Raw genomic sequence first — 17,546 nt, forward strand, 5'->3', positions numbered from 1 at the left:
TATTCGGAACCGACTATATGACCGCTGTCAACCGCGAGTCCCGCTCTCGGGCACCTGAGTTGCCGGTTCAGAGCACGGTCAGGCCGGTCACCCGCCAGGTGTCCCCGGTCCGGTGCGCGACCACCCTGAGCTGGGCCGATGTCGAGGTGTTGCCGTTGTCTCCCGTCCGCACGGCCTGCTGGTCCACGAACACCAGCAGCGTCGCGTCGTCGGTGTGGAGCTCCCGCACCGCTATCGCGCGGACGGTGCTGACCAGGACCAGTTTCTGCGCGGCCGCCTGCGTGCGGACCTGCTCGAACAGCTGCTCGTACTGCCGCATGGCATCCCCGACGAGGACGCTTCGCGCCGCCTTCTCGGTGCGGGCGGTGTCGGTGTAGTCGTAGGAGAAGGAGTTCTCGACCGCCTTCCTCACCTGGTCCTTGACCTGGCTCGTGGTCGCCGTGTCGACCAGCGCCGTGTTGGCCATCGGCGGCGCCTGGTCGACCCAGAACCAGACCGCCGCGGCGATGGCCACGACGATGACCGCCGCCGCGGCCCTCACTCGATCACCTGCACGGTCCCGGTCTTCCAGCCGTCCTCGGTCCGGGACAGCACCGCGTCCACGCGGCTCTTTCGTACGGAGGGCTGACCGTCAGCCTGCCTGATCGTCACCTCGACTGCCACAAGCACGGTCGCCGTGCCGGCGCGAGTGTCCACCGTGTCCACCGCCGCGTCGACAATCTTGGCCGTGGACACGGTTTTCTGCTGCTTGGTCGCGTTCACGTCGCTGTCGTGCTGATTGGTCAGCTGGTTGAGCAGATTGCCGGTGGTGACCCGCTGCCACTGCGTGAGATCGTCCTCGGCCTTGCGGTAGTCGACCGTGTTGAGGGTCTTGATCTGGTCCGAGGCGGTCGCCAGCACCAGGTCCCGGGTCTGCCCGTAGGTCACGTCGTCGGAGTGGTCGGACTGCCACCAGTTCCAGCCCGCCCAGCCGGCACCCAGCACGGCCAGCAGCGCGACAACCGCGAGGACCCGGTTCATCCCGACAATCCCAGCAGCTGCGCCATGTTCGTCGGCGACGGCGTGGTCGTGGTCGTGCCGAGGGCACCCGGTAGCCGCGGCGTGTTGCCGCGCGGCACGTTCTGCGAGCCCCGGACGTCGATCGGGCTGTTGGGCGGCTCCGCGCAGTAGGCCTGGGCGTTGGCCGCCTTCGGCGCCGTGCTGTTGGCCGGTCGCTCCTGCGTCGTCTCGTAGCCCTTGGTGCAGGGGAAGGGATTGAAGAAGTTCAGCACCAGTCCCAGGTGCCCTGTGCCGTCCGGCGACAGCCCCGGCGTGAACGCCGTGATCACCGGGTAGGCCACCAGCAGCTCCTCGATACCGGCCGTCCTCGACGAGGTGATCGCCGTTGTCGTGTACAGGTTGGCCAGCACCACGCTCAGATTCCGCCCCGAGGACCGGAGGATGTCGTCCACCGGCTGCGCCGCCGCCGGCGCCGCGCTGATCAGCGACCGGATGTCGGCGTCGGATCCCTTGAGCTGCGCGGCAACCTTGTTCAGCGACTGGGCGAAAGAGGTGATCGCCGCCGCGTCCTTGTTCTGCGTCTCCAGCACGGTCTTGCCGTCGCTCAGCAACGCCTTCGTCTGCGGCAGGTTCTTCGCCGCCTCGGTCGTCAGGCTGCTGCTGGCGTCCAGCAGCTTCTGCAGGTCCGGTCCCGTCCCGGTGAACGTCTTGTCCAGCTCGTCCACCACGACCTTCAGCTTGTCCGCCGGCACGCTCTTGACCAGGGCGTCCAAATTGGACAGCACCTGGTCCGGGCTCGGCGGCAGCGTCGTCCGCTCCTGCGGTATCACCGATCCCTGGCTCAGATAGGGCCCCTTGTCGTCCTGCGGCTCCAGGTCGATGTACTGCTCCCCCACCGCCGACCGGTTGGCCACGACCGCCTTGGCACTGGCCGGAATCTGCGGTGCGGCGGCATCGATGGTCAACACGGCCTGCACGCCCGCACTCGACAGCTTGAGCTGGTTGACCCGCCCCACCGTCACGCCCCGGTAGGACACCTCCGCGTTGGGGAACACCCCGCCGGAATCACTGAGCTGCACGGAGATCTGGTAGCCCGGTGTCTCCAGAAACCGGTACAGCCCCACGATGCCGGCCAGCGCGACCACGAGGAATACGGCCAGTTGGACACGGAGCCTCATCCCGCACCCCCGATGATCGGCGACTGCGGGCCGAGCAGGGAGCTCAGGTCCAGGTTGAACCGGATGTCCGAGTTGAAGTAGTCGCCCTTCACGTCGTTGGCCGCGTAGTCGCTGAACGGGTAGGTGGCCAGGTACTCCAGCGCCGTCGGCAGCTTCGACCCGGTCTCGGCCAGCTTCTGCAACACCGGCTGCAACTGCCGGAGATCACCGACCAGGTCGTCGCGGCTGCGGTTGATCGTGTCCACTGCCACCGAAGACAAGTGGTCCAGCGCGTTCAACATGCTGGTCAGCTCGGTGCGCTGCTCCGTGACGACTTTCAGCCCCGGCCCCAGCCCGTCCAGCGCCGTGGCCACGTTGTCCCGCTGCCCGGCCAATGTGGTCGTCAACCGGTTCATGGCGTCGATGGCCTTGACGATGTTGTCCTTCTGCCCGTCCAGGTCCCGCACCAGGTTGTCCACTTGGGACAGAAAGGACCTGATCTGCGGCTCGCTGCCGGTCATGGCCGCATTGAGCTCACGGACGATGTTCTGCACCTGCCCGATGTCACCCCCGTTGAGCAGCAGCGACAACGCCCCCAACACCTCTTCGATCTCCGCGCTGCGGGCGGTCCGGTCCTTCGTGATCACCGCGCCGTCCCGCAGCTCGCCAGTGGCCTGCGCCGGCGCGGTCAGCTGCACGTACTTCTCCCCCAGCAGGCTGGACTGGCCGAGCTGCGCGCCGGTGTTCGCGGGCAACCGCACCGTGCCGTTGATCAGCACGTCCACCTGCGCGGTCTTGTTGTCCGGCGCGAGGTCGATGCGGTCGACCCGCCCTACCGGCACGTCGTCGACCTTCACGCTCGACTGCGGCACCAGATCGAGGACGTCAGTGAACTCCACGGTCACGTGATAGGGGTGATCTCCGAGATCCGCGCCGCCGGGCAGGGGTGTGTCGTAGAGGCTGCAGCCGGTCAGGAGGAGTAGGGGAACGACGACGATCGCCAGCGAGCGCCGCCCTACGCCGCCACCATTGCCGGCGGGCAGCGAACGGACGGCGGGCCCCACTCTCATTTTCCTCCCCCCAGCAGCGGCAGCGGCAATGGAGGCAGCTTTCCCTGTTGCAACGCCGACAACACGTCCGCCGCCGACGGCAGATGGAGTGTGCCGTCCAACAGCGGCGCGATCTGCTTGCACAGGTCGGCGAGGGTGGCGGGGATCTGGGTGGGGGTGCTGCGCTGGAGGAGCTGGCAGACCATCATCACGGGCGGATACGTGAGTTCGTTGATATTGCCGCGAACCGCGATGGAGCCTGACTTGGCGTCGTAGGCGTTGACGAAGTTGGTGGCGGCGGTGGGGGCCACGTCGAGCACCTCGGCCAGGGCGGCCCGCTGGTCGACGAGGGTCTTGGTGATGGCGGCGAGGTTGTCGACGTTGGTCTGGATGAGGCCCTTGTTGTCGGTCAGGAAACCCTGCACCTTGGTCAGGGCGGCGGCCAGCGAGGACACGGCGGCGGCGAGTTGCTGGCGGTTGTCGGCGAGGAAGCCGGTGGTGTCGGCGAGACGGCCGGTGAGGTCGTGGACCTGCTGATCGCTGGACGCCAGCGTCGACGTGATCTGGCTGAGGTTGTTGACGGTGCCGAACAGGTCGCCCTTGGAGTGGTCGAGGGTGCTGGCGGCCGAAGAGAGCTGCTTGAGGGTGTTGTTGAGGGAATCGCCGGTGCCGGAGAGGTTGGCGGCGGCGGTGTCGACGAGGTTGGACAGGGCGCCGTTCTTGTTGGCGCCGGACGGGCCGAGAGCCTGGCTGAGCTGATCGACGCTGGTGAACAACTGGTCCAGCTCGACCGGGCTGGCGGTGCGGTCACGGGACAGCGTGGAATTGGGCGGCAGCTCAGGGCCACCGTCGTACGCGGGCGTGAGCTGCACGTAGCGGTCGCTGACCAGGCTGGGAGCGATGACCACAGCGTGCACGGAGGCCGGGATCCGCACGTCACGGTCCACAGTGAACCGAACCTTGACCTGACCGCCGACCGGCGTCACGGAGTCGATGGTGCCGACCTTCACGCCGAGCACCCGCACGGCCGAACCCGAGTACAGACCAATGGTCTTGTCGAAGTACGCGGTGACGACGGTGCCGGAAGTCGGGGCCAGCCACAGGAAGCCGCTGGCCAGCACCAGGGCGACGACGCAGGCGATGGCGAGGATGCGCGTCATTTCGACCCCAGGCTCGGATCGGCCAGCGGCGTGGAGCAGCCGCCGGGGTTGAACTCCAGGCCGGCGGTGGTCTGCGCGGGTGGCAGCAGGCCGCAGATGTAGCCGTCGAACCAGCGGCCGGTGCCGATGGTGTTGTTGAAGACGCGGACGAACGGGGCCAGCGAGGCCAGGGCCTGGTTGAGGTTGTCCTGGTTGCGGGCGAGGACGGCGGTGACCTCGTCCAACTGGTCCAGCGCCGGCTTGAGCTGGTTCTGGTTGTCGGTGACCAGGCCGCTGAGCTGCTTGGCCAGCTGCTGGGTGCCGGTGAGCAGCTGGGCGATGGCCTGCTTGCGTTGCTGCACAACGCCGAGCAGCAGGTTGCCGTCGTCGAGCAGCTTGGTGATCTCGGTGTCGCGGGAGGCCACCGTGGCGCTCAGTTGGTTGGTGCCGGCCAACATTCCGGCGATCTGATCGTCACGGGACGCGATCGTCATGGACAGTGACGACAGCCCGGCGGCGGCCTGCTTCAACGGCTCCGGCGTGTCCTTCAGGGCGTCGGACAGCACCTGGAAGCTGGCGGCGAGCTGGGTCGGGTCGATCTGGCCGACGGTGCTGCCGAGCTGGTTGATCGCGTCGGTGACGTCGAACGGCGACAGCGTGCGGTCCTTGGGAATGGTCTGCCGCGGATCCTGCGCCTGGGTGCCATCCGGTTGCAGCGCAAGGTACTTGTCGCCGAGCACGGTCCGGATCTGGATGGACGCGCTCGACTTGTCGCCGAGGAAGACGTCGCTGACCCGGAACTCGACCAGCACCTTGTTGCCGGCCAACGACACCCGCCGCACCTGCCCGACCTTCACGCCGGCCACGCTGACCTCGTTGCCGGCGACCAAGCCGGCCGACTCGCTGAAATAGGCGGAGTACGTGGTGCCGCCGCCGATGATCGGCAGGTCGTCGGCGTTGAACGCGGCCAGCACACCGAGCGCCAGCACGACCACCGTGACCAACCCGACCAGCGCTTCCCGCCTCATGGGCCACACCTCGCCGGCATCTGGGACACCGGGAACGGCACGATCGGCAGCGCCACGCCCAGCGAACCGACGCTGATCGAGCCGGACAGCCGGCACAGGTAGTAGTTGAACCAGCCGCCGTAGCTGGCGGTCCGGGTGAAGGCCTGGAGATCGCCGGGCAGCTTCTGCAGGAACTTGTCCAGCGTCGGATCGGCGTGGTTGAGCAGGGTCGACACCTGGCCGAGGTTGCCGATGTCCTGTTGCAGCGACGGCCGGGCCTGGGCCAGCAGGTCGGAGGTGGCGGCGGTCAGGCCGTCCAGCGCGGTGATCGCGTCGGCGATCGGCTGGCGGTCCTCGGCCAGGCCGCTGACCAGCTGCTGCACGGTCGAGATCAGGCTCGACAGCTCGGTCCCACGGCCGTTGATGGTGGCCAGCACGGCGGTCAGGTTGTCGATCACCTGGCCGATCACCTTGTCCCGCCCGGCAATGGCCGAGGTGACGGAGGCGGTGTGGGCCAGCAGGTCGTTGATGGTGCCGCCTTCGCCTTGCAGCACCTGGATGATCTCGTACGACAGCTGGTTGACGTCCTTGGGCGACAACGCCTGGAACAGCGGCTTGAACCCGTTGAACAGCGCGGTCAGGTTCAGCGCCGGCTGGGTGCGGCTCAGCGGGATCGTCGTGCCCGGCTCCAGGACCGCGTTCGGGTCGCCGACGTCGGTGTCGAGACAGATGTAGCGCTGCCCCACCAGGTTCCGGTATTTGATCGTGGCCGTGGAGGACGCCGGCAGCTTGCGGTCGGCGGCCAGCTCGAAGGTCACCTCGGCGTTCTTGTTGTCCACCAGAGCGATGTCGTCGACCTGTCCTATTCGGACACCGGCGACACGGACGTCGTCACCCTTGTTCAGGCCGCTGACGTCCGTGAAGACCGCGTGGTACCGGGCGGTGTTTCCGAGGCTGGCATTGACGATGGTGGCCGCGAGCATGCCGGTCAGCAATACGGTGACCACCGTGAAGAGGGTGATCTTCACACCGGCGCCGAGGGTGGATCTCATTTCAGCGTCACCTCCGAGCCGCGCAACAGCGGGCCGACCACCAGCGAACTCCAGCCGGGCGCGTCCTGCGGCATCACGCCGAGCTGGGGAGCCATCAGGAGATTGAGCAGCTGCTGCTCAGCCGGCGAACCGGCGACGGACCCGGCGGCGGCCTGCACGGTGGTGCCGGCCGGCGGATGGGTGGAGCCGTCCTGGATGGGTCCGCCGGGCGGGTACTGCGGGAAAAGGTTGCCGGCACTGGCTTTCTGGTAGCACTGCGGCCCGCGGGTGTCCAGGTACTTCGGTGTGTCCACGCCCGGCTTGTACGCCCCGCGGCTGGCGGTGATCGACAGCGTGAACTTGCCCATCTGCGGGTGATCCGTGCCCTTGCCGAAGGTGAAGTCGGCGTTGGCGAGCTGGTCGGCGAGCTGCCCCAGCACACAGGGATACTCCGGCGCGTACTTGGCCAGCACGGCCAGGGTCGGCGCGGCCGAGGCGGCGAGGCCGATCACGTTGGCCTGGTTGACCCGCAGGAAGCTGTCCAGGTCCACGCCCGTGGTCGTGACCACGGAGTACAGCGTGTCCAGCTGGGTTCGCTGATCGACCAGGGTCCGGCTGGTGGTGGTCAGATCGGCCAGGGCGTGCAGGAAGTCCGGCGCCGCCGTCGAATACGTGTCGGCGACCTGCGACAGGGCGGCCAGATCGGCGTTCAGGTCGGGCAGCGACGGCGCCAGCTGCTTGAGGTAGGAGTCGGCCTGGGTCAACACCTCGCCGAGCTGCTTGCCGCGACCGTCCAACGCCTGCGACAGCGCGGTCAGAGTGCCGGCGAGCTTCTGTGGTTGCACGGCCTGGAGCACCGGCATCAGGTCGTCCAGCACCTTGCTGATCTCGATGGCCGAGCTGCTCCGGTCCTGCCCGATCACCGCCCCGGCCTCGATCGGCGCGGCCGGGCGGGTAGGAATCTGCAGCGCCACATAGCGTTCGCCGAACAGGGTCTTCGGCAGCAGCCGGGCTGTCACGTTCGCCGGCACCTGATCGACCAGATCCGGTTGCAGCGCAAGGTCAAGCGACGCCACGCCGCCGTCGGTGCCGACGGAGCGCACCTCGCCGACGACCACGCCCCGCACCTTGACGTCCGCGCCGGGGGTGAGCTGGTTGCCGACCGAGTCGGCCTTCAGGGTCACGTGCACGGCCGGTGTGAAGGCCTTCTCGTAGACGGCGACCGTGAACGTCAGGAAGGCCACGATGACCACCAGGAAGGCCGCGCCGAACACGTGATAGCGGTTCATCCGGCGATCCGCACCGTCGTGGACGAGCCCCAGATCGCCAGGCTGAGAAAGAAGTCCAGCACCGTCTGCGACACCAGCGCCGCCCGCACCGCCCGGCCGACCGCGACGCCGACACCGGCCGGCCCGCCGGTCGCGGTGTAGCCGTAATAGCAGTGCACGAGGATCACCACGACGCTGAACACCATGACCTTGCCGAAGGACCACAACACGTCTTCCGGCGGTAAGAACAGGGCGAAGTAGTGGTCGTAGGTGCCGGCGGACTGCCCGTAGAACAGGACCGTGATCTCGCGGGAGGCCAGATAGGAGCAGAGCAAACCGATGACGTACAACGGAATGACCGCGGCGACGCCGGCGATCATGCGTGTGGTGACCAGGTACGGCAGGCTGGGAACACCCATGACCTCCAGCGCGTCGACCTCCTCGGAGATGCGCATCGCGCCGAGCTGAGCCGTGAAGCCGCAGCCCACCGTGGCCGACAGCGCCAGGCCGGCCGACAGCGGGGCCACCTCGCGCGTGTCGAAGTAGGCCGAGATGAACCCGGTCAGCGCCGAGGTGCCGAGCTGGTTGAGGGCCGAATAGCCTTGCAGGCCGACGATCGTGCCGGTGAACAGGGTCATGCCGATCATCACGCCGAGCGTGCCGCCGATGACCGCCAGCGCCCCGCTGCCGAAGCTGACCTCGCCGAGCAGCCGCAGCACCTCGCGCGGGTAGCGGCGAATCGCCTGCGGCACCCACGCGATGGCCCGGCCGTAGAACGCCATCTGGCGGCCGAGGTTCTCCAGTTGCACTGCGGGCGTGGTCATGTCACATGCCCTTCGGCGGGACCAGCTGGAGGTAGATGCCGGTCAGCACCACGTTCACCAGGAACAGCAACAGGAAGGTGATGACCACGGCCTGGTTCACGGCGTCGCCGACGCCCTTGGGACCGGCCGACGGGTTCAGCCCGCGGTAGGCCGCCACCACGCCGGCGATGAAGCCGTAGATCACGGCCTTGAGCTCGCTGACCATCAGGTCCGGCAGCTGGGCCAGCGCGTTGAAGCTGGCCAGGTAGGCGCCGGGCGTGCCGCCCTGCATGATCACGTTGAAGAAGTAGCCGCCCAGCACACCGACCACGCTGACCAGACCGTTGAGCAGGATGGACACGAACATCGCGGCCAGCACCCTGGGCACGATCAGCCGCTGCACCGGCGGCACGCCCAGCACCCGCATGGCGTCGATCTCCTCGCGGATGGTGCGCGCGCCGACGTCCGCGCACATCGCCGAGCCGCCCGCCCCGGCCACCAGCAGCGCCGTGATCAGCGGGCTGGCCTGCTGGATGATCGCCAGCGCGCTGGCCGCGCCGGTGAACGACTGGGCGCCGATCTGCTTGGTCAGCGAGCCGAGGTGCAGCGAGATGACCGCGCCGAACGGGATCGCCACCATCGCCGTGGGCAGGATGGTGACGCTGGCGAAGAACCAGGACTGGCGAATCAGCTCCCGCCATTGGAAGGGCCGCTGCGGCACCGACCGCACGACGTCCCAGCCCAGCAGGGAGATCCGCCCGACCTGACGGAACGCGACGATCATGACGGGGCCAGGGCGTGGGTCGCGGCCGCCCCGCCGTCCACCGAGAACTCGCCGCCGGTGCAGTAGGAGCTCTCGTCGCTGGCCAGGAACAGCACCACGTTGGCGACCTCCTCGGGCCGGCCGGCGCGCTGGATGGCCAGCTTCTTGAGCACCGGCGTCATGTCCATCTCGTGGCCGCCCAACGCGGTCTTCACCATGTCGGTGTCGATCGCGCCGGGATGCACCGAGTTGACCCGGATGTTCTTGCGGCCCAACTCCACCGCCGCCACCTTGGTCATGCCGCGGATGGCGAACTTGGAGGCGGAGTAGGCCACCAGCAGCGGCATCGCGGCCAGACCCTCCACGGAGGACACGTTCACGATGGAGCCGCCGTGCTCCTTCATCAGCGGCACCGCCGAGCGCATGCCGAGGAACGTGCCGATCTGGTTGATCCGGATCACCCGCTCGTAGTCGGCCAGGGTGGTCTTGCCCAGCGGCGAGAAGTGCAGCACACCGGCGTTGTTGACCAGCACGTCCAGCCGTTCCAGCTCGCCGGCGACCTGAGCCCAGTCCTCTTCCGAGCCGACGTCGAGATGCCGGTAGTCGGCGGCCTCGCCGAGCTCGTCGGCCAGCGCCTTGCCGGCGTCGTCGTTGACGTCCGCGATGATCACACGGGCGCCTTCCGCGACGAACCGCCGCGCCGCGGCCGCGCCCTGGCCCCGGGCCGCGCCGGTGATCAGCGCGGTCTTGCCGTCGAGTCGTCCCGTCATGGCCGTCTCCTAACCGAGGGACAGAACTTCGGTGCAGGCGAAGGTGCGCGCCGGGTCACGGTCGGCGAAGTAGCCGCCGACGGCGGCCCAATCGCCGTCGGCCGCGCGGAAGACCTGTTCCACGGCCGGGGCGGCGATCAGCGCCACCATGCCGCCGTGCACGACGAAGAGCTGCCCACTGATGTGGTCGGCGGCCGGCGAGGCCAGATAGGCCACGAACGGGGCAACGTGTTGCGGCGAAAGGGGATCCACACCCTCCGGCGCGTCGCCGAAGACGTTCGCCGTCATGGCCGTGCGGGCGCGAGGGCAGATGGCGTTGGCCTTCACGCCGTAGCGGGCCATGCCTCGCGAGGTCGCCACGGTCAGCGCGACGATGCCGGCCTTCGCGGCCGCGTAGTTGGGCTGCCCCTCCGAGCCGAGCAGGAACGCCTCCGACGAGGTGTTGACCACGCGGCCATACACCGGCCGGCCGTCCTGTTTGGACTGCTGCCGCCAGTAGGCCGAGGCGTTGCGGGACAGCAGGAAGTGGCCGCGCAGGTGCACGCGGATCACCGTGTCCCATTCCTCGTCGGACATGTTGAACAGCATGCGGTCGCGCAGCACGCCGGCGTTGTTCACGACGATGTGCAGGCCGCCGAAGCCTTCCACCGCCGCCTGCACGAGCGCGTCGGCCGTGGACCGCTCGGCAATGTCGCCCGGCACGACCTCGGCCTTGCCGCCCAGCTCCTCGATCTCCGCCAGCACACCGGCTGCGTCGGCCACGTCGCCCAGCACCACCGACGCGCCGGCCGCGGCCAGGGCCAGCGCCTCGGCCCGGCCCAGTCCGGCGGCCGCGCCGGTGACGATCGCGACCTTGCCCGCCAAGTCCACTCGCCGCTCCTAGTCGCCGGGGATCACCGGGATGTTACCCAGGCCACACTAGAATCTGTTCTCGTTCTGGGCAAGACCGGTCAGCCGGTCACGCGCAGCGCGTTGCGCGGACAGCTGGCCACCGCGACCCTGACCCGCTCGGCCAGCTCGGCGTCGGCCACCACCTCGCCGATCACCAGCTCCTCGTCTTTGTCCAGCGCGAACACCTCGGGAGCGGCCGCGACGCACAGGCCGTTCGCCTCGCACAGATTCCGATCGACTTCGATCGCCACGACCGCCTCCCGTTGCCTGTGATGGGCGCGATTCACGGTAACACCGTGCTACGGTTACTAGAACACGTTCCACCTCGCCGAGCCGGGAGGCCGCGGATGCGGATCGCGTACACCCCCGAGCAGGAGCGGCTGCGCGCCGAACTGCGGGCGTACTTCGCGGAGCTGATGACGCCGGAGCGGCGGGAGGCCTTGGCCACCGCCAGCGGCGAGTACGGCGACGGCGCCGCCTACAAGGAGGTCGTCGCCCAGCTGGGCCGGGACGGCTGGCTGGTGATCGGCTGGCCGGCCGAGCACGGCGGCCAGGACCGGTCCATGCTGGAGCAGCTGATCTTCCTCGACGAGGCGGCCGTGGCCGGCGTGCCGGTGCCGTTCCTCACCCTCAACACCATCGGGCCGACGATCATGCGGTTCGGCACGCCGGCGCAGAAAGCCGAGTTCCTGCCCCGGATCGCCGCCGGTCGGGTGCACTTCGCCATCGGCTACTCCGAGCCCGGCGCCGGCACCGACCTGGCGTCGCTGCGCACCCGCGCGGTGCGGGACGGCGACGATTACGTGATCAACGGCCAGAAGATGTGGACCAGCCTCATCCAGTACGCCGACTACGTGTGGCTGGCCGCCCGCACCGACCCGGATGCCCAGAAGCACAAGGGATTGAGCATCCTGATCGTGCCCACCGACGCGCCGGGTTTCAGCTGGACGCCCGTGCACACCATGGCCGGCCCGACCACCAGCGCCACCTATTACCAGGACGTGCGGGTCCCCGCCACGGCGCTGGTCGGCGAGGAGCACCGGGGTTGGCCGCTGATCACCAACCAGCTCAACCACGAGCGGGTCGCCCTGACCTCCGCCGCCCCCGTCCTGACCGCGCTGCACGAGGTCACCGCGTGGGCGCAGCGGACCAAGCTGCCCGACGGCAACCGGGTGATCGACCAGGAGTGGGTGCAGCTGCACCTCGCCCGCGTGCACGCGAAGGCCGAGTTCCTCAAGCTGATGAACTGGCGCATCGCCTGGGGCGTCAAGCAGTCGCCCAGCCCCGCCGACGCGTCGGCCACCAAGGTCTTCGGCACCGAGTTCGCCACCGAGGCCTACCGGCTGCTGATGGAGGTGCTCGGCACGAACTCCGTGGTGCGCCAGGGATCGCCCGGCGCGCTGCTGCACGGGCGGATCGAGCGGATGCATCGGTCGTCACTGATCCTGACGTTCGGCGGCGGCACCAACGAGGTGCAGCGGGACATCATCGCCGCGGTGGGCCTCGGCCTGCCCGTCGGCCGGCGCTGAAAGGGAACCTCCGGTGGACTTCGAGTTTTCGGAAGCGCAGCGGGATCTCGCCGCCATGGTGCGTGATCGTCCACAGTGGACCGACATGGCGGCGTCCGGCGTGCTGGCCGCCGCCCTGCCCGAATCCGCCGGCGGCAACGGCTTCGGGCTGTTGGAGCAGTGCAGTGTCCTGGTCGAACTCGGCCGTGCCATGTCATCGGCGCCGTACCTGCCGTCCATCGTGCAGGCCGCGTCGACGGTGGCCCGGTTCGGCACGGCCGAGGCCGTCGACCGCTGGGTGCGGCCGGCGCTGACCGGGTCGACCGTGCTGTCGGTCGCCTTGTCCGAAGAGAACAACGACGATCCCCTGGCTCCGGTTACGCGGGCCTCGCAAGTCGATGGCGGCTGGCGGCTCACGGGGACCAAGTCGCTGGTGCCGCCGGGCGAGGTCTTCCTGGTTCCCGCCAGCACTTCCGACGGCCTGCGGCTGTTCCTCGTCCGCGCCGACGAGGCTTCCGTGCTGCCGCAGGAAGTTGTCGACGGCGACGACAGCTGCCTGCTCGACCTCGCCGACGTGCACCTCGACGACGACCGCGTTCTGCCCGGCGAGGCCGTTTCCTTTGCCCTGCACCGGGGCGTCGTCGGGCACTGCGCGCTGCAACTCGGCGTCGTGGAACGGGCGTTGGAGATGACCACCGAGTACGCCCGGACGCGGCAGCAGTTCGACCGCCCCATCGGCAGTTTCCAGGCCGTCACCCAGCGGCTCGCCGACGCGTATATCCAGGTCGAGGCCATCCGGCTCACGCTGTGGCAGGCCGCGTGGCGGCTCAGCGAGGGGCTGCCCTGCGACACCGAGCTGGCCACCGCCAAGTTCTGGGCGGCCGAGGGCGGGCACTACGTCGCCCACACCGCCGTGCACGTCCACGGCGGCATGGGCATCGACCTCAGCCACCCCCTGCACCGGTACTTCACCGCCGCCAAACGTCACGAGTTCGCCCTCGGCGGCGCGACCACCCAGCTGCGGCACATCGGATCCGCCCTGGCGGCCACGCCCGTGTAGGGCCGCTATCATCACGCTGTGCCACTGAGACTTCGGATGAGCGTGCTGTCGCAGGTGGCGATCATCGTGGCCAGCTGGATGCTGCCGTTCGGGGTTTTTGTGCTCGCCGGTCCGCTGCTTTCCGGCGCGCCGGAGATTCCGGCGCTGGTCGCGGCGCTGCTGGTCGCCATCACGCTGAGCGTGCGCGGCACGGAGTGCGGCGTCGACTGCACGCCCGACACGATCAGGGTGCGCGGCTGGGTCCGGACGGTGTCCATCCCGACCAGCGCGGTCACCGGCGTGGACCAACGCCGCAACACGCTGCTCTGGACGGACCCGGACGGCGTCGAGCGGCGGACCCGGGTCCACGCGTTCGGGCGATCCCGCAGCGGGCGACACGACCCGCACAGCAAGGAGTCGCTGGAACGGCTGGCCGACTGGGTGGGCGGGCGCTAGCGCAGCTTGTCGAGCCTGGTCAGGGTCTCGTCGAACTCCCGAAGCAGATCGGCCATGACGGCGGCGACGGGACGGATCTCGTTCATGCGGCCGACGATCTGGCCGACGGGCATGGAGACGACGCTGGGATCGCCGGAGCGGGTGATGCGCTGGTGGGCGTCGGCGACGAGCAGGTTCTGCAGCGGCATGGGCAGCGGCTCGGGGGCGTCGGGGCGGGCCCAGGCCTCGGTCCAGCGGGTCTTGAGCAGCCGGGCCGGTTTGCCGGTGTAGATGCGGGTCCGCACGGTGTCGCTGGAGCCGGCGGCGAGCAGGGCCTGTTGGGTGGCGGAGACGGGCAGGCCCTCGGCGTACTCGGCGGTGGTCAGCCAGCACGAGCCGAGCCACCCGCCGGAGGCGCCGAGGGCGAGGGCGGCGGCGAGCTGACGGCCGCTGCCGATGCCGCCGGCGGCGAGGACGGGAACGTCTGAGCCGACGGCGTCGATGATCTCGGGCACGAGGACCATGGAGGCGATCTCGCCGGTGTGGCCGCCGGCCTCATAACCCTGGGCCACCACGATGTCGACGCCGTTGTCGACGTGCCGGCGGGCGTGCTCGGCCTTGCCGGCGAGGGCGGCGACGGGGACGTCGTGGCTGTGGGCCAGCTCAATGACGTCGACCGGCGGGGAGCCGAGGGCGTTGGCAATCAAGCGGATGGGATGCCGCAGGGCGACGTCCACATGGGAGCGTGCGACGGAGTGGAGCCAGCCCAGGACGCCGGTGCTGTGGGAGTCCAGGGGTGGCACGCCGAGTTCGAGCAGGGTGCGCTCGACGAAATCCCGGTGCCCCGGCGGAATCAGGGCGTCGAGGTCGATGGCGGTGCCCTCGGTGGGGACCTTCGCCGGCATGACGACGTCGACGCCGTACGGCCGCCCGTCGGTGTGTTCGTCCATCCACGTCAGCGCGGCGTCCAACTCGGCGGGGTCGTTGAACCGGACGCAGCCGAGCACCCCGAGCCCGCCGGCGCGGCTGATGGCCGCGGCGACGTGCTCGGACGGCGTGAAGCCGAAGATCGGGTGCTCGATGCCGAAGCGGTCACACAGTTCCGTGCGCACGGGAGCCTCCAAGGCCGGCGGTGGTCTGCACCTCGACGCTCGGCGCGCGGTTGGCGACGAGTTCCTTCGCCCAGCGGTAGTCGGGCTTGCCGCTGGGCAGCCGGCTGATCTCGTCGACCAGCCAGATGCTGCGTGGCACCTTGTAGCCGGCGATCTGGTGCCGCGCATGGGCATCCAGGTCGTCGAAGGACAGCGTCCGATCGGGGCGGGTCTGCACGACGGCGGCGACCCGCTGGCCGAGGCGGTCGTCGGGGATGCCGAGAACCAGCGCGTCGAAGACGTCGGGATGCGACTTCAGGACGCCCTCGACCTCTTCGGGGAACACCTTCTCCCCCGCGGTGTTGACGCACATGTTGCCGCGCCCCAACAGCGTCACCGTGCCGTCCTCCTCCAGCCGGGCGAAATCTCCCGGCACGGCATAGCGTTTGCCGTCCACCTCGACGAACAGTGACGCCGACTTCTCCTCGTCCTTGTAGTAGCCGATCGGGATGTGGCCGCCACGGGCCAGCTTTCCGATCACGCCGACCGGGGCCGGCTTGCCGTCGTCGCCGAGCACGATGCTGGAGGGATCGGCCTTCACGCGCGGGCCGCCGGTCTGCGGCGCGCCGCTCTGGACGACGCCGATGCCGGTGAAGCCGGTCTCCGACGCGCCGATGGCGTCAGTGATCACGACGTTCGGGAAGGCGGAGACGTACTCCTCCTTGACGGCCTTGGAGAACAGGGCCGCGCTGCTGGAGATCGCCGCCAGCGACGACGCGTCGTAGTCACCGTCCCGATAGGACTCGATCAACGGCCGCGCCATGGCGTCGCCGACGATCATCATGACCTGCACCTTGTGCTGCTGCACGGCCTGCCAGATCTCGTCGGCGTCGAACTGCGGCAGCAGCACGACGGTGCTGCCGGTGAACAGCGCGCCGAACACGCCCCACTGGGCGGCGCCGTGGATCATGGGCGGCGCGCACAGCCGGACCAGGCCGTAGGCCTGGCCGGCGCGGGCCTGCTGCCACTCGTCCTCGACGGGGACGCCGGTGATGAAGTCGATGCCGCCGCCGAGCACGCGCCAGACGTCCTCCTGACGCCACAGCACGCCCTTGGGGTAGCCGGTGGTGCCGCCGGTGTAGAGGATGTAGATGTCGTCCGGGCTGCGCTCCGGGAAGTCCCGGGCCGGGCTGGCGCCGGCCAGCGCGGTCTCGTACTCGACCGCGGAATAGGACACGTTCTCGTTCGTGCCGTCCTCGGTGTAGACCACATGCCGCAGCCCCGGCACGTCCGGCAGCACCTCGGCCACCAAGGGCGCGTAGCGACGCTCGTGGACCAGCGCGACGAGGTCGGAGTTGTCGAACACGTAGCGCAGCTCGGCGCTCGTGTAGCGGTAGTTGATGTTGATGGCGACGGCCCGCAGCTTGTACGCCGCGAGCATGCTTTCCACCATCTCAATGGAATTCCGCGAGTGCACCCCGACGTGGTCGCCGGGCTTCACGCCCGCGGCCGCGAGGTGGTTGGCCAGCCGGTTGGCGCGTTCGTCCAACTCCGCGTAGGTCACCCGGCGTGGGCCGCAGACCACCGCGGCGCGCTCGGGGACGAGATCGACTGCGTGCTCCACGAGGTCTGCGATGTTCAGGGCCACCCCTGCAAACTAGAACGTGTTACTGTTTTCGGCAATCCCCTGGGAGGCTTGATGACGGCGACGCAGGAGTCCGAGCACTGCCTGGTAGACCAACGAGGCGGCGTGCTCGTGGTGACGATGAACCGCCCGGAGGCGCGCAACGCCCTGTCCGGCCCGATGATGGCGATCATGCGCGAGGCCTGGGACCGCGTCGATTCGGACGACAGCGTCCGGGTCTGCGTGCTCACCGGGGCCGGCGGCGCGTTCTGCGCCGGGGCCGACCTCAAGGCCATGACCGCCAGCCATCCCGGCGATTCCTTCTCCGGCGGCGGCTGGGACCTGTCGGTGATCGAGCCGCTGCTCAAGGGCCGCCGGCTGACCAAGCCGCTCATCGCCGCGGTCGAGGGCCCGGCCATCGCCGGCGGCACCGAGATCCTCCAGGCCACCGACATCCGCGTCGCCGGCGAGAGCGCCCGGTTCGGCGTGTCCGAGGCCCGCTGGGGCCTGTTCCCCCTCGGCGGCTCCGCCGTCCGCCTGCCGCGCCAGGTTCCCTACACCGTCGCCGCCGACCTGCTGCTCACCGGCCGCCACATCACCGCGGCCGAGGCGCTGAGCTTCGGCTTGATCGGTCACGTCGTCCCCGACGGACAGGCGCTGACCAAGGCGTTGGAGCTGGCGGACACCATCGCCGCCAACGGCCCGCTGGCCGTGCAGGCCATCCTCCGCACCATCCGCGAGACCGAGGGCCTGCCCGAGAACGAGGCGTTCAAGATCGAGGCCCAGCACGGAATGCGCGTCTTCCTCAGCGAGGACGCCAAGGAGGGCCCCGCCGCCTTCGCCGCCAAGCGCAAGCCCGAGTTCAAGGGCAAGTGAACCCCCGCGAGTCACGCTCTCAGACACCATGAATGTCGGTTTCGGGCAGAACTGAACCTGGAGGCTCAGTTCTGCCCGAAACCGTATTTCGGTGGT

General features: G+C 69.2%; 19 protein-coding genes. 4 read left to right on the plus strand and 15 right to left on the minus strand.

From position 1 onward, the window contains the following. Nucleotides 1-67 precede the first annotated feature (67 nt). The 13 genes from KUTG_RS07280 to KUTG_RS07340 form a co-directional block, all read right to left on the minus strand. A complete protein-coding gene (locus tag KUTG_RS07280; RefSeq protein ID WP_043715834.1) occupies nucleotides 68-541 on the minus strand; it encodes a hypothetical protein in 474 nt (157 codons plus the stop codon). Beyond that, nucleotides 538-1,020, minus strand: coding sequence for a hypothetical protein (locus KUTG_RS07285; RefSeq protein ID WP_043715836.1), 483 nt, complete (start codon nucleotides 1,018-1,020; stop codon nucleotides 538-540). Before KUTG_RS07285 ends, KUTG_RS07280 begins: the two co-directional genes overlap by 4 nt. After that, nucleotides 1,017-2,177, minus strand: coding sequence for an MCE family protein (locus KUTG_RS07290; protein ID WP_043715838.1), 1,161 nt, complete (start codon nucleotides 2,175-2,177; stop codon nucleotides 1,017-1,019). The genes KUTG_RS07285 and KUTG_RS07290 overlap by 4 nt, the downstream gene beginning before the upstream one ends. Further along, entirely contained in the window at nucleotides 2,174-3,226 is a 1,053-nt protein-coding gene (locus KUTG_RS07295) for an MCE family protein (protein WP_084579007.1), read from the minus strand. The genes KUTG_RS07290 and KUTG_RS07295 overlap by 4 nt, the downstream gene beginning before the upstream one ends. Next, nucleotides 3,223-4,365 carry an MCE family protein gene (locus KUTG_RS07300; RefSeq protein WP_043715839.1) on the minus strand — a complete coding sequence of 381 codons (1,143 nt, stop codon included), beginning with the start codon at nucleotides 4,363-4,365 and terminating at the stop codon, nucleotides 3,223-3,225. The genes KUTG_RS07295 and KUTG_RS07300 overlap by 4 nt, the downstream gene beginning before the upstream one ends. Beyond that, on the minus strand, nucleotides 4,362-5,372 hold the full coding sequence (locus KUTG_RS07305) for an MCE family protein (protein ID WP_043728586.1): 1,011 nt from the start codon (nucleotides 5,370-5,372) through the stop codon (nucleotides 4,362-4,364). Before KUTG_RS07305 ends, KUTG_RS07300 begins: the two co-directional genes overlap by 4 nt. After that, nucleotides 5,369-6,403, minus strand: a complete 1,035-nt coding sequence (locus tag KUTG_RS07310) for an MCE family protein (protein WP_043715841.1) — start codon at nucleotides 6,401-6,403, stop codon at nucleotides 5,369-5,371. Before KUTG_RS07310 ends, KUTG_RS07305 begins: the two co-directional genes overlap by 4 nt. Beyond that, nucleotides 6,400-7,671, minus strand: a complete 1,272-nt coding sequence (locus KUTG_RS07315; RefSeq protein WP_043715844.1) for an MCE family protein — start codon at nucleotides 7,669-7,671, stop codon at nucleotides 6,400-6,402. Before KUTG_RS07315 ends, KUTG_RS07310 begins: the two co-directional genes overlap by 4 nt. After that, on the minus strand, nucleotides 7,668-8,474 hold the full coding sequence (locus KUTG_RS07320; RefSeq protein WP_052394165.1) for an MlaE family ABC transporter permease: 807 nt from the start codon (nucleotides 8,472-8,474) through the stop codon (nucleotides 7,668-7,670). Before KUTG_RS07320 ends, KUTG_RS07315 begins: the two co-directional genes overlap by 4 nt. Before the next feature lies 1 nt (nucleotide 8,475). Further along, nucleotides 8,476-9,237, minus strand: a complete 762-nt coding sequence (locus tag KUTG_RS07325; RefSeq protein WP_043715846.1) for an MlaE family ABC transporter permease — start codon at nucleotides 9,235-9,237, stop codon at nucleotides 8,476-8,478. Then, nucleotides 9,234-9,986, minus strand: coding sequence for a glucose 1-dehydrogenase (locus tag KUTG_RS07330; protein ID WP_043715848.1), 753 nt, complete (start codon nucleotides 9,984-9,986; stop codon nucleotides 9,234-9,236). Before KUTG_RS07330 ends, KUTG_RS07325 begins: the two co-directional genes overlap by 4 nt. 9 nt (nucleotides 9,987-9,995) lie before the next feature. Next, a complete protein-coding gene (locus KUTG_RS07335; RefSeq protein WP_043715850.1) occupies nucleotides 9,996-10,856 on the minus strand; it encodes a 3-oxoacyl-ACP reductase in 861 nt (286 codons plus the stop codon). An 80-nt stretch (nucleotides 10,857-10,936) separates the two neighbouring features. Beyond that, nucleotides 10,937-11,128 (minus strand): ferredoxin, encoded by a 192-nt coding sequence (locus KUTG_RS07340; protein WP_043715853.1) that lies wholly within the window; start codon nucleotides 11,126-11,128, stop codon nucleotides 10,937-10,939. A 96-nt stretch (nucleotides 11,129-11,224) separates the two neighbouring features. Between KUTG_RS07340 and KUTG_RS07345 the strand changes: the two genes are divergently transcribed. Genes KUTG_RS07345 through KUTG_RS07355 form a run of 3 tightly spaced genes read left to right on the plus strand, consistent with a single transcriptional unit; the run spans nucleotide 11,225 to nucleotide 13,880 of the window. Beyond that, on the plus strand, nucleotides 11,225-12,406 hold the full coding sequence (locus KUTG_RS07345) for an acyl-CoA dehydrogenase family protein (protein WP_043715855.1): 1,182 nt from the start codon (nucleotides 11,225-11,227) through the stop codon (nucleotides 12,404-12,406). Between the two features lie 13 nt (nucleotides 12,407-12,419). After that, complete coding sequence (locus KUTG_RS07350; protein ID WP_052394166.1) at nucleotides 12,420-13,445, plus strand: acyl-CoA dehydrogenase family protein; 1,026 nt, start codon at nucleotides 12,420-12,422, stop codon at nucleotides 13,443-13,445. An 18-nt stretch (nucleotides 13,446-13,463) separates the two neighbouring features. After that, complete coding sequence (locus tag KUTG_RS07355; RefSeq protein WP_157494380.1) at nucleotides 13,464-13,880, plus strand: hypothetical protein; 417 nt, start codon at nucleotides 13,464-13,466, stop codon at nucleotides 13,878-13,880. Here KUTG_RS07355 and KUTG_RS07360 read toward each other — a convergent pair. Both KUTG_RS07360 and KUTG_RS07365 read right to left on the minus strand, forming a co-directional pair. Further along, entirely contained in the window at nucleotides 13,877-14,971 is a 1,095-nt protein-coding gene (locus tag KUTG_RS07360) for an NAD(P)H-dependent flavin oxidoreductase (protein WP_043715859.1), read from the minus strand. The genes KUTG_RS07355 and KUTG_RS07360 overlap by 4 nt on opposite strands. Continuing rightward, nucleotides 14,952-16,598 (minus strand): acyl-CoA synthetase, encoded by a 1,647-nt coding sequence (locus KUTG_RS07365; RefSeq protein WP_052394167.1) that lies wholly within the window; start codon nucleotides 16,596-16,598, stop codon nucleotides 14,952-14,954. The genes KUTG_RS07360 and KUTG_RS07365 overlap by 20 nt, the downstream gene beginning before the upstream one ends. 51 nt (nucleotides 16,599-16,649) lie before the next feature. On the opposite strand from KUTG_RS07365, the gene KUTG_RS07370 reads away from it, so the two are divergent. Continuing rightward, nucleotides 16,650-17,450 carry a crotonase/enoyl-CoA hydratase family protein gene (locus tag KUTG_RS07370; RefSeq protein WP_043715861.1) on the plus strand — a complete coding sequence of 267 codons (801 nt, stop codon included), beginning with the start codon at nucleotides 16,650-16,652 and terminating at the stop codon, nucleotides 17,448-17,450. Nucleotides 17,451-17,546: the final 96 nt, after the last annotated feature.

The organism is Kutzneria sp. 744, assembly GCF_000568255.1.
Lineage (GTDB): Bacteria > Actinomycetota > Actinomycetes > Mycobacteriales > Pseudonocardiaceae > Kutzneria.

Bases quoted from the DNA above. Each gene is read 5' to 3' on its own strand.
- KUTG_RS07345 (WP_043715855.1), top strand. From the start codon at position 11,225: ATGCGGATCGCGTACACCCCCGAGCAGGAGCGGCTGCGCGCCGAACTG.
- KUTG_RS07320 (WP_052394165.1), bottom strand. From the start codon at position 8,474: ATGACCACGCCCGCAGTGCAACTGGAGAACCTCGGCCGCCAGATGGCG.
- KUTG_RS07370 (WP_043715861.1), top strand. From the start codon at position 16,650: ATGACGGCGACGCAGGAGTCCGAGCACTGCCTGGTAGACCAACGAGGC.
- KUTG_RS07305 (WP_043728586.1), bottom strand. From the start codon at position 5,372: ATGAGGCGGGAAGCGCTGGTCGGGTTGGTCACGGTGGTCGTGCTGGCG.
- KUTG_RS07325 (WP_043715846.1), bottom strand. From the start codon at position 9,237: ATGATCGTCGCGTTCCGTCAGGTCGGGCGGATCTCCCTGCTGGGCTGG.
- KUTG_RS07330 (WP_043715848.1), bottom strand. From the start codon at position 9,986: ATGACGGGACGACTCGACGGCAAGACCGCGCTGATCACCGGCGCGGCC.
- KUTG_RS07285 (WP_043715836.1), bottom strand. From the start codon at position 1,020: ATGAACCGGGTCCTCGCGGTTGTCGCGCTGCTGGCCGTGCTGGGTGCC.
- KUTG_RS07290 (WP_043715838.1), bottom strand. From the start codon at position 2,177: ATGAGGCTCCGTGTCCAACTGGCCGTATTCCTCGTGGTCGCGCTGGCC.
- KUTG_RS07295 (WP_084579007.1), bottom strand. From the start codon at position 3,226: ATGAGAGTGGGGCCCGCCGTCCGTTCGCTGCCCGCCGGCAATGGTGGC.
- KUTG_RS07300 (WP_043715839.1), bottom strand. From the start codon at position 4,365: ATGACGCGCATCCTCGCCATCGCCTGCGTCGTCGCCCTGGTGCTGGCC.
- KUTG_RS07315 (WP_043715844.1), bottom strand. From the start codon at position 7,671: ATGAACCGCTATCACGTGTTCGGCGCGGCCTTCCTGGTGGTCATCGTG.
- KUTG_RS07310 (WP_043715841.1), bottom strand. From the start codon at position 6,403: ATGAGATCCACCCTCGGCGCCGGTGTGAAGATCACCCTCTTCACGGTG.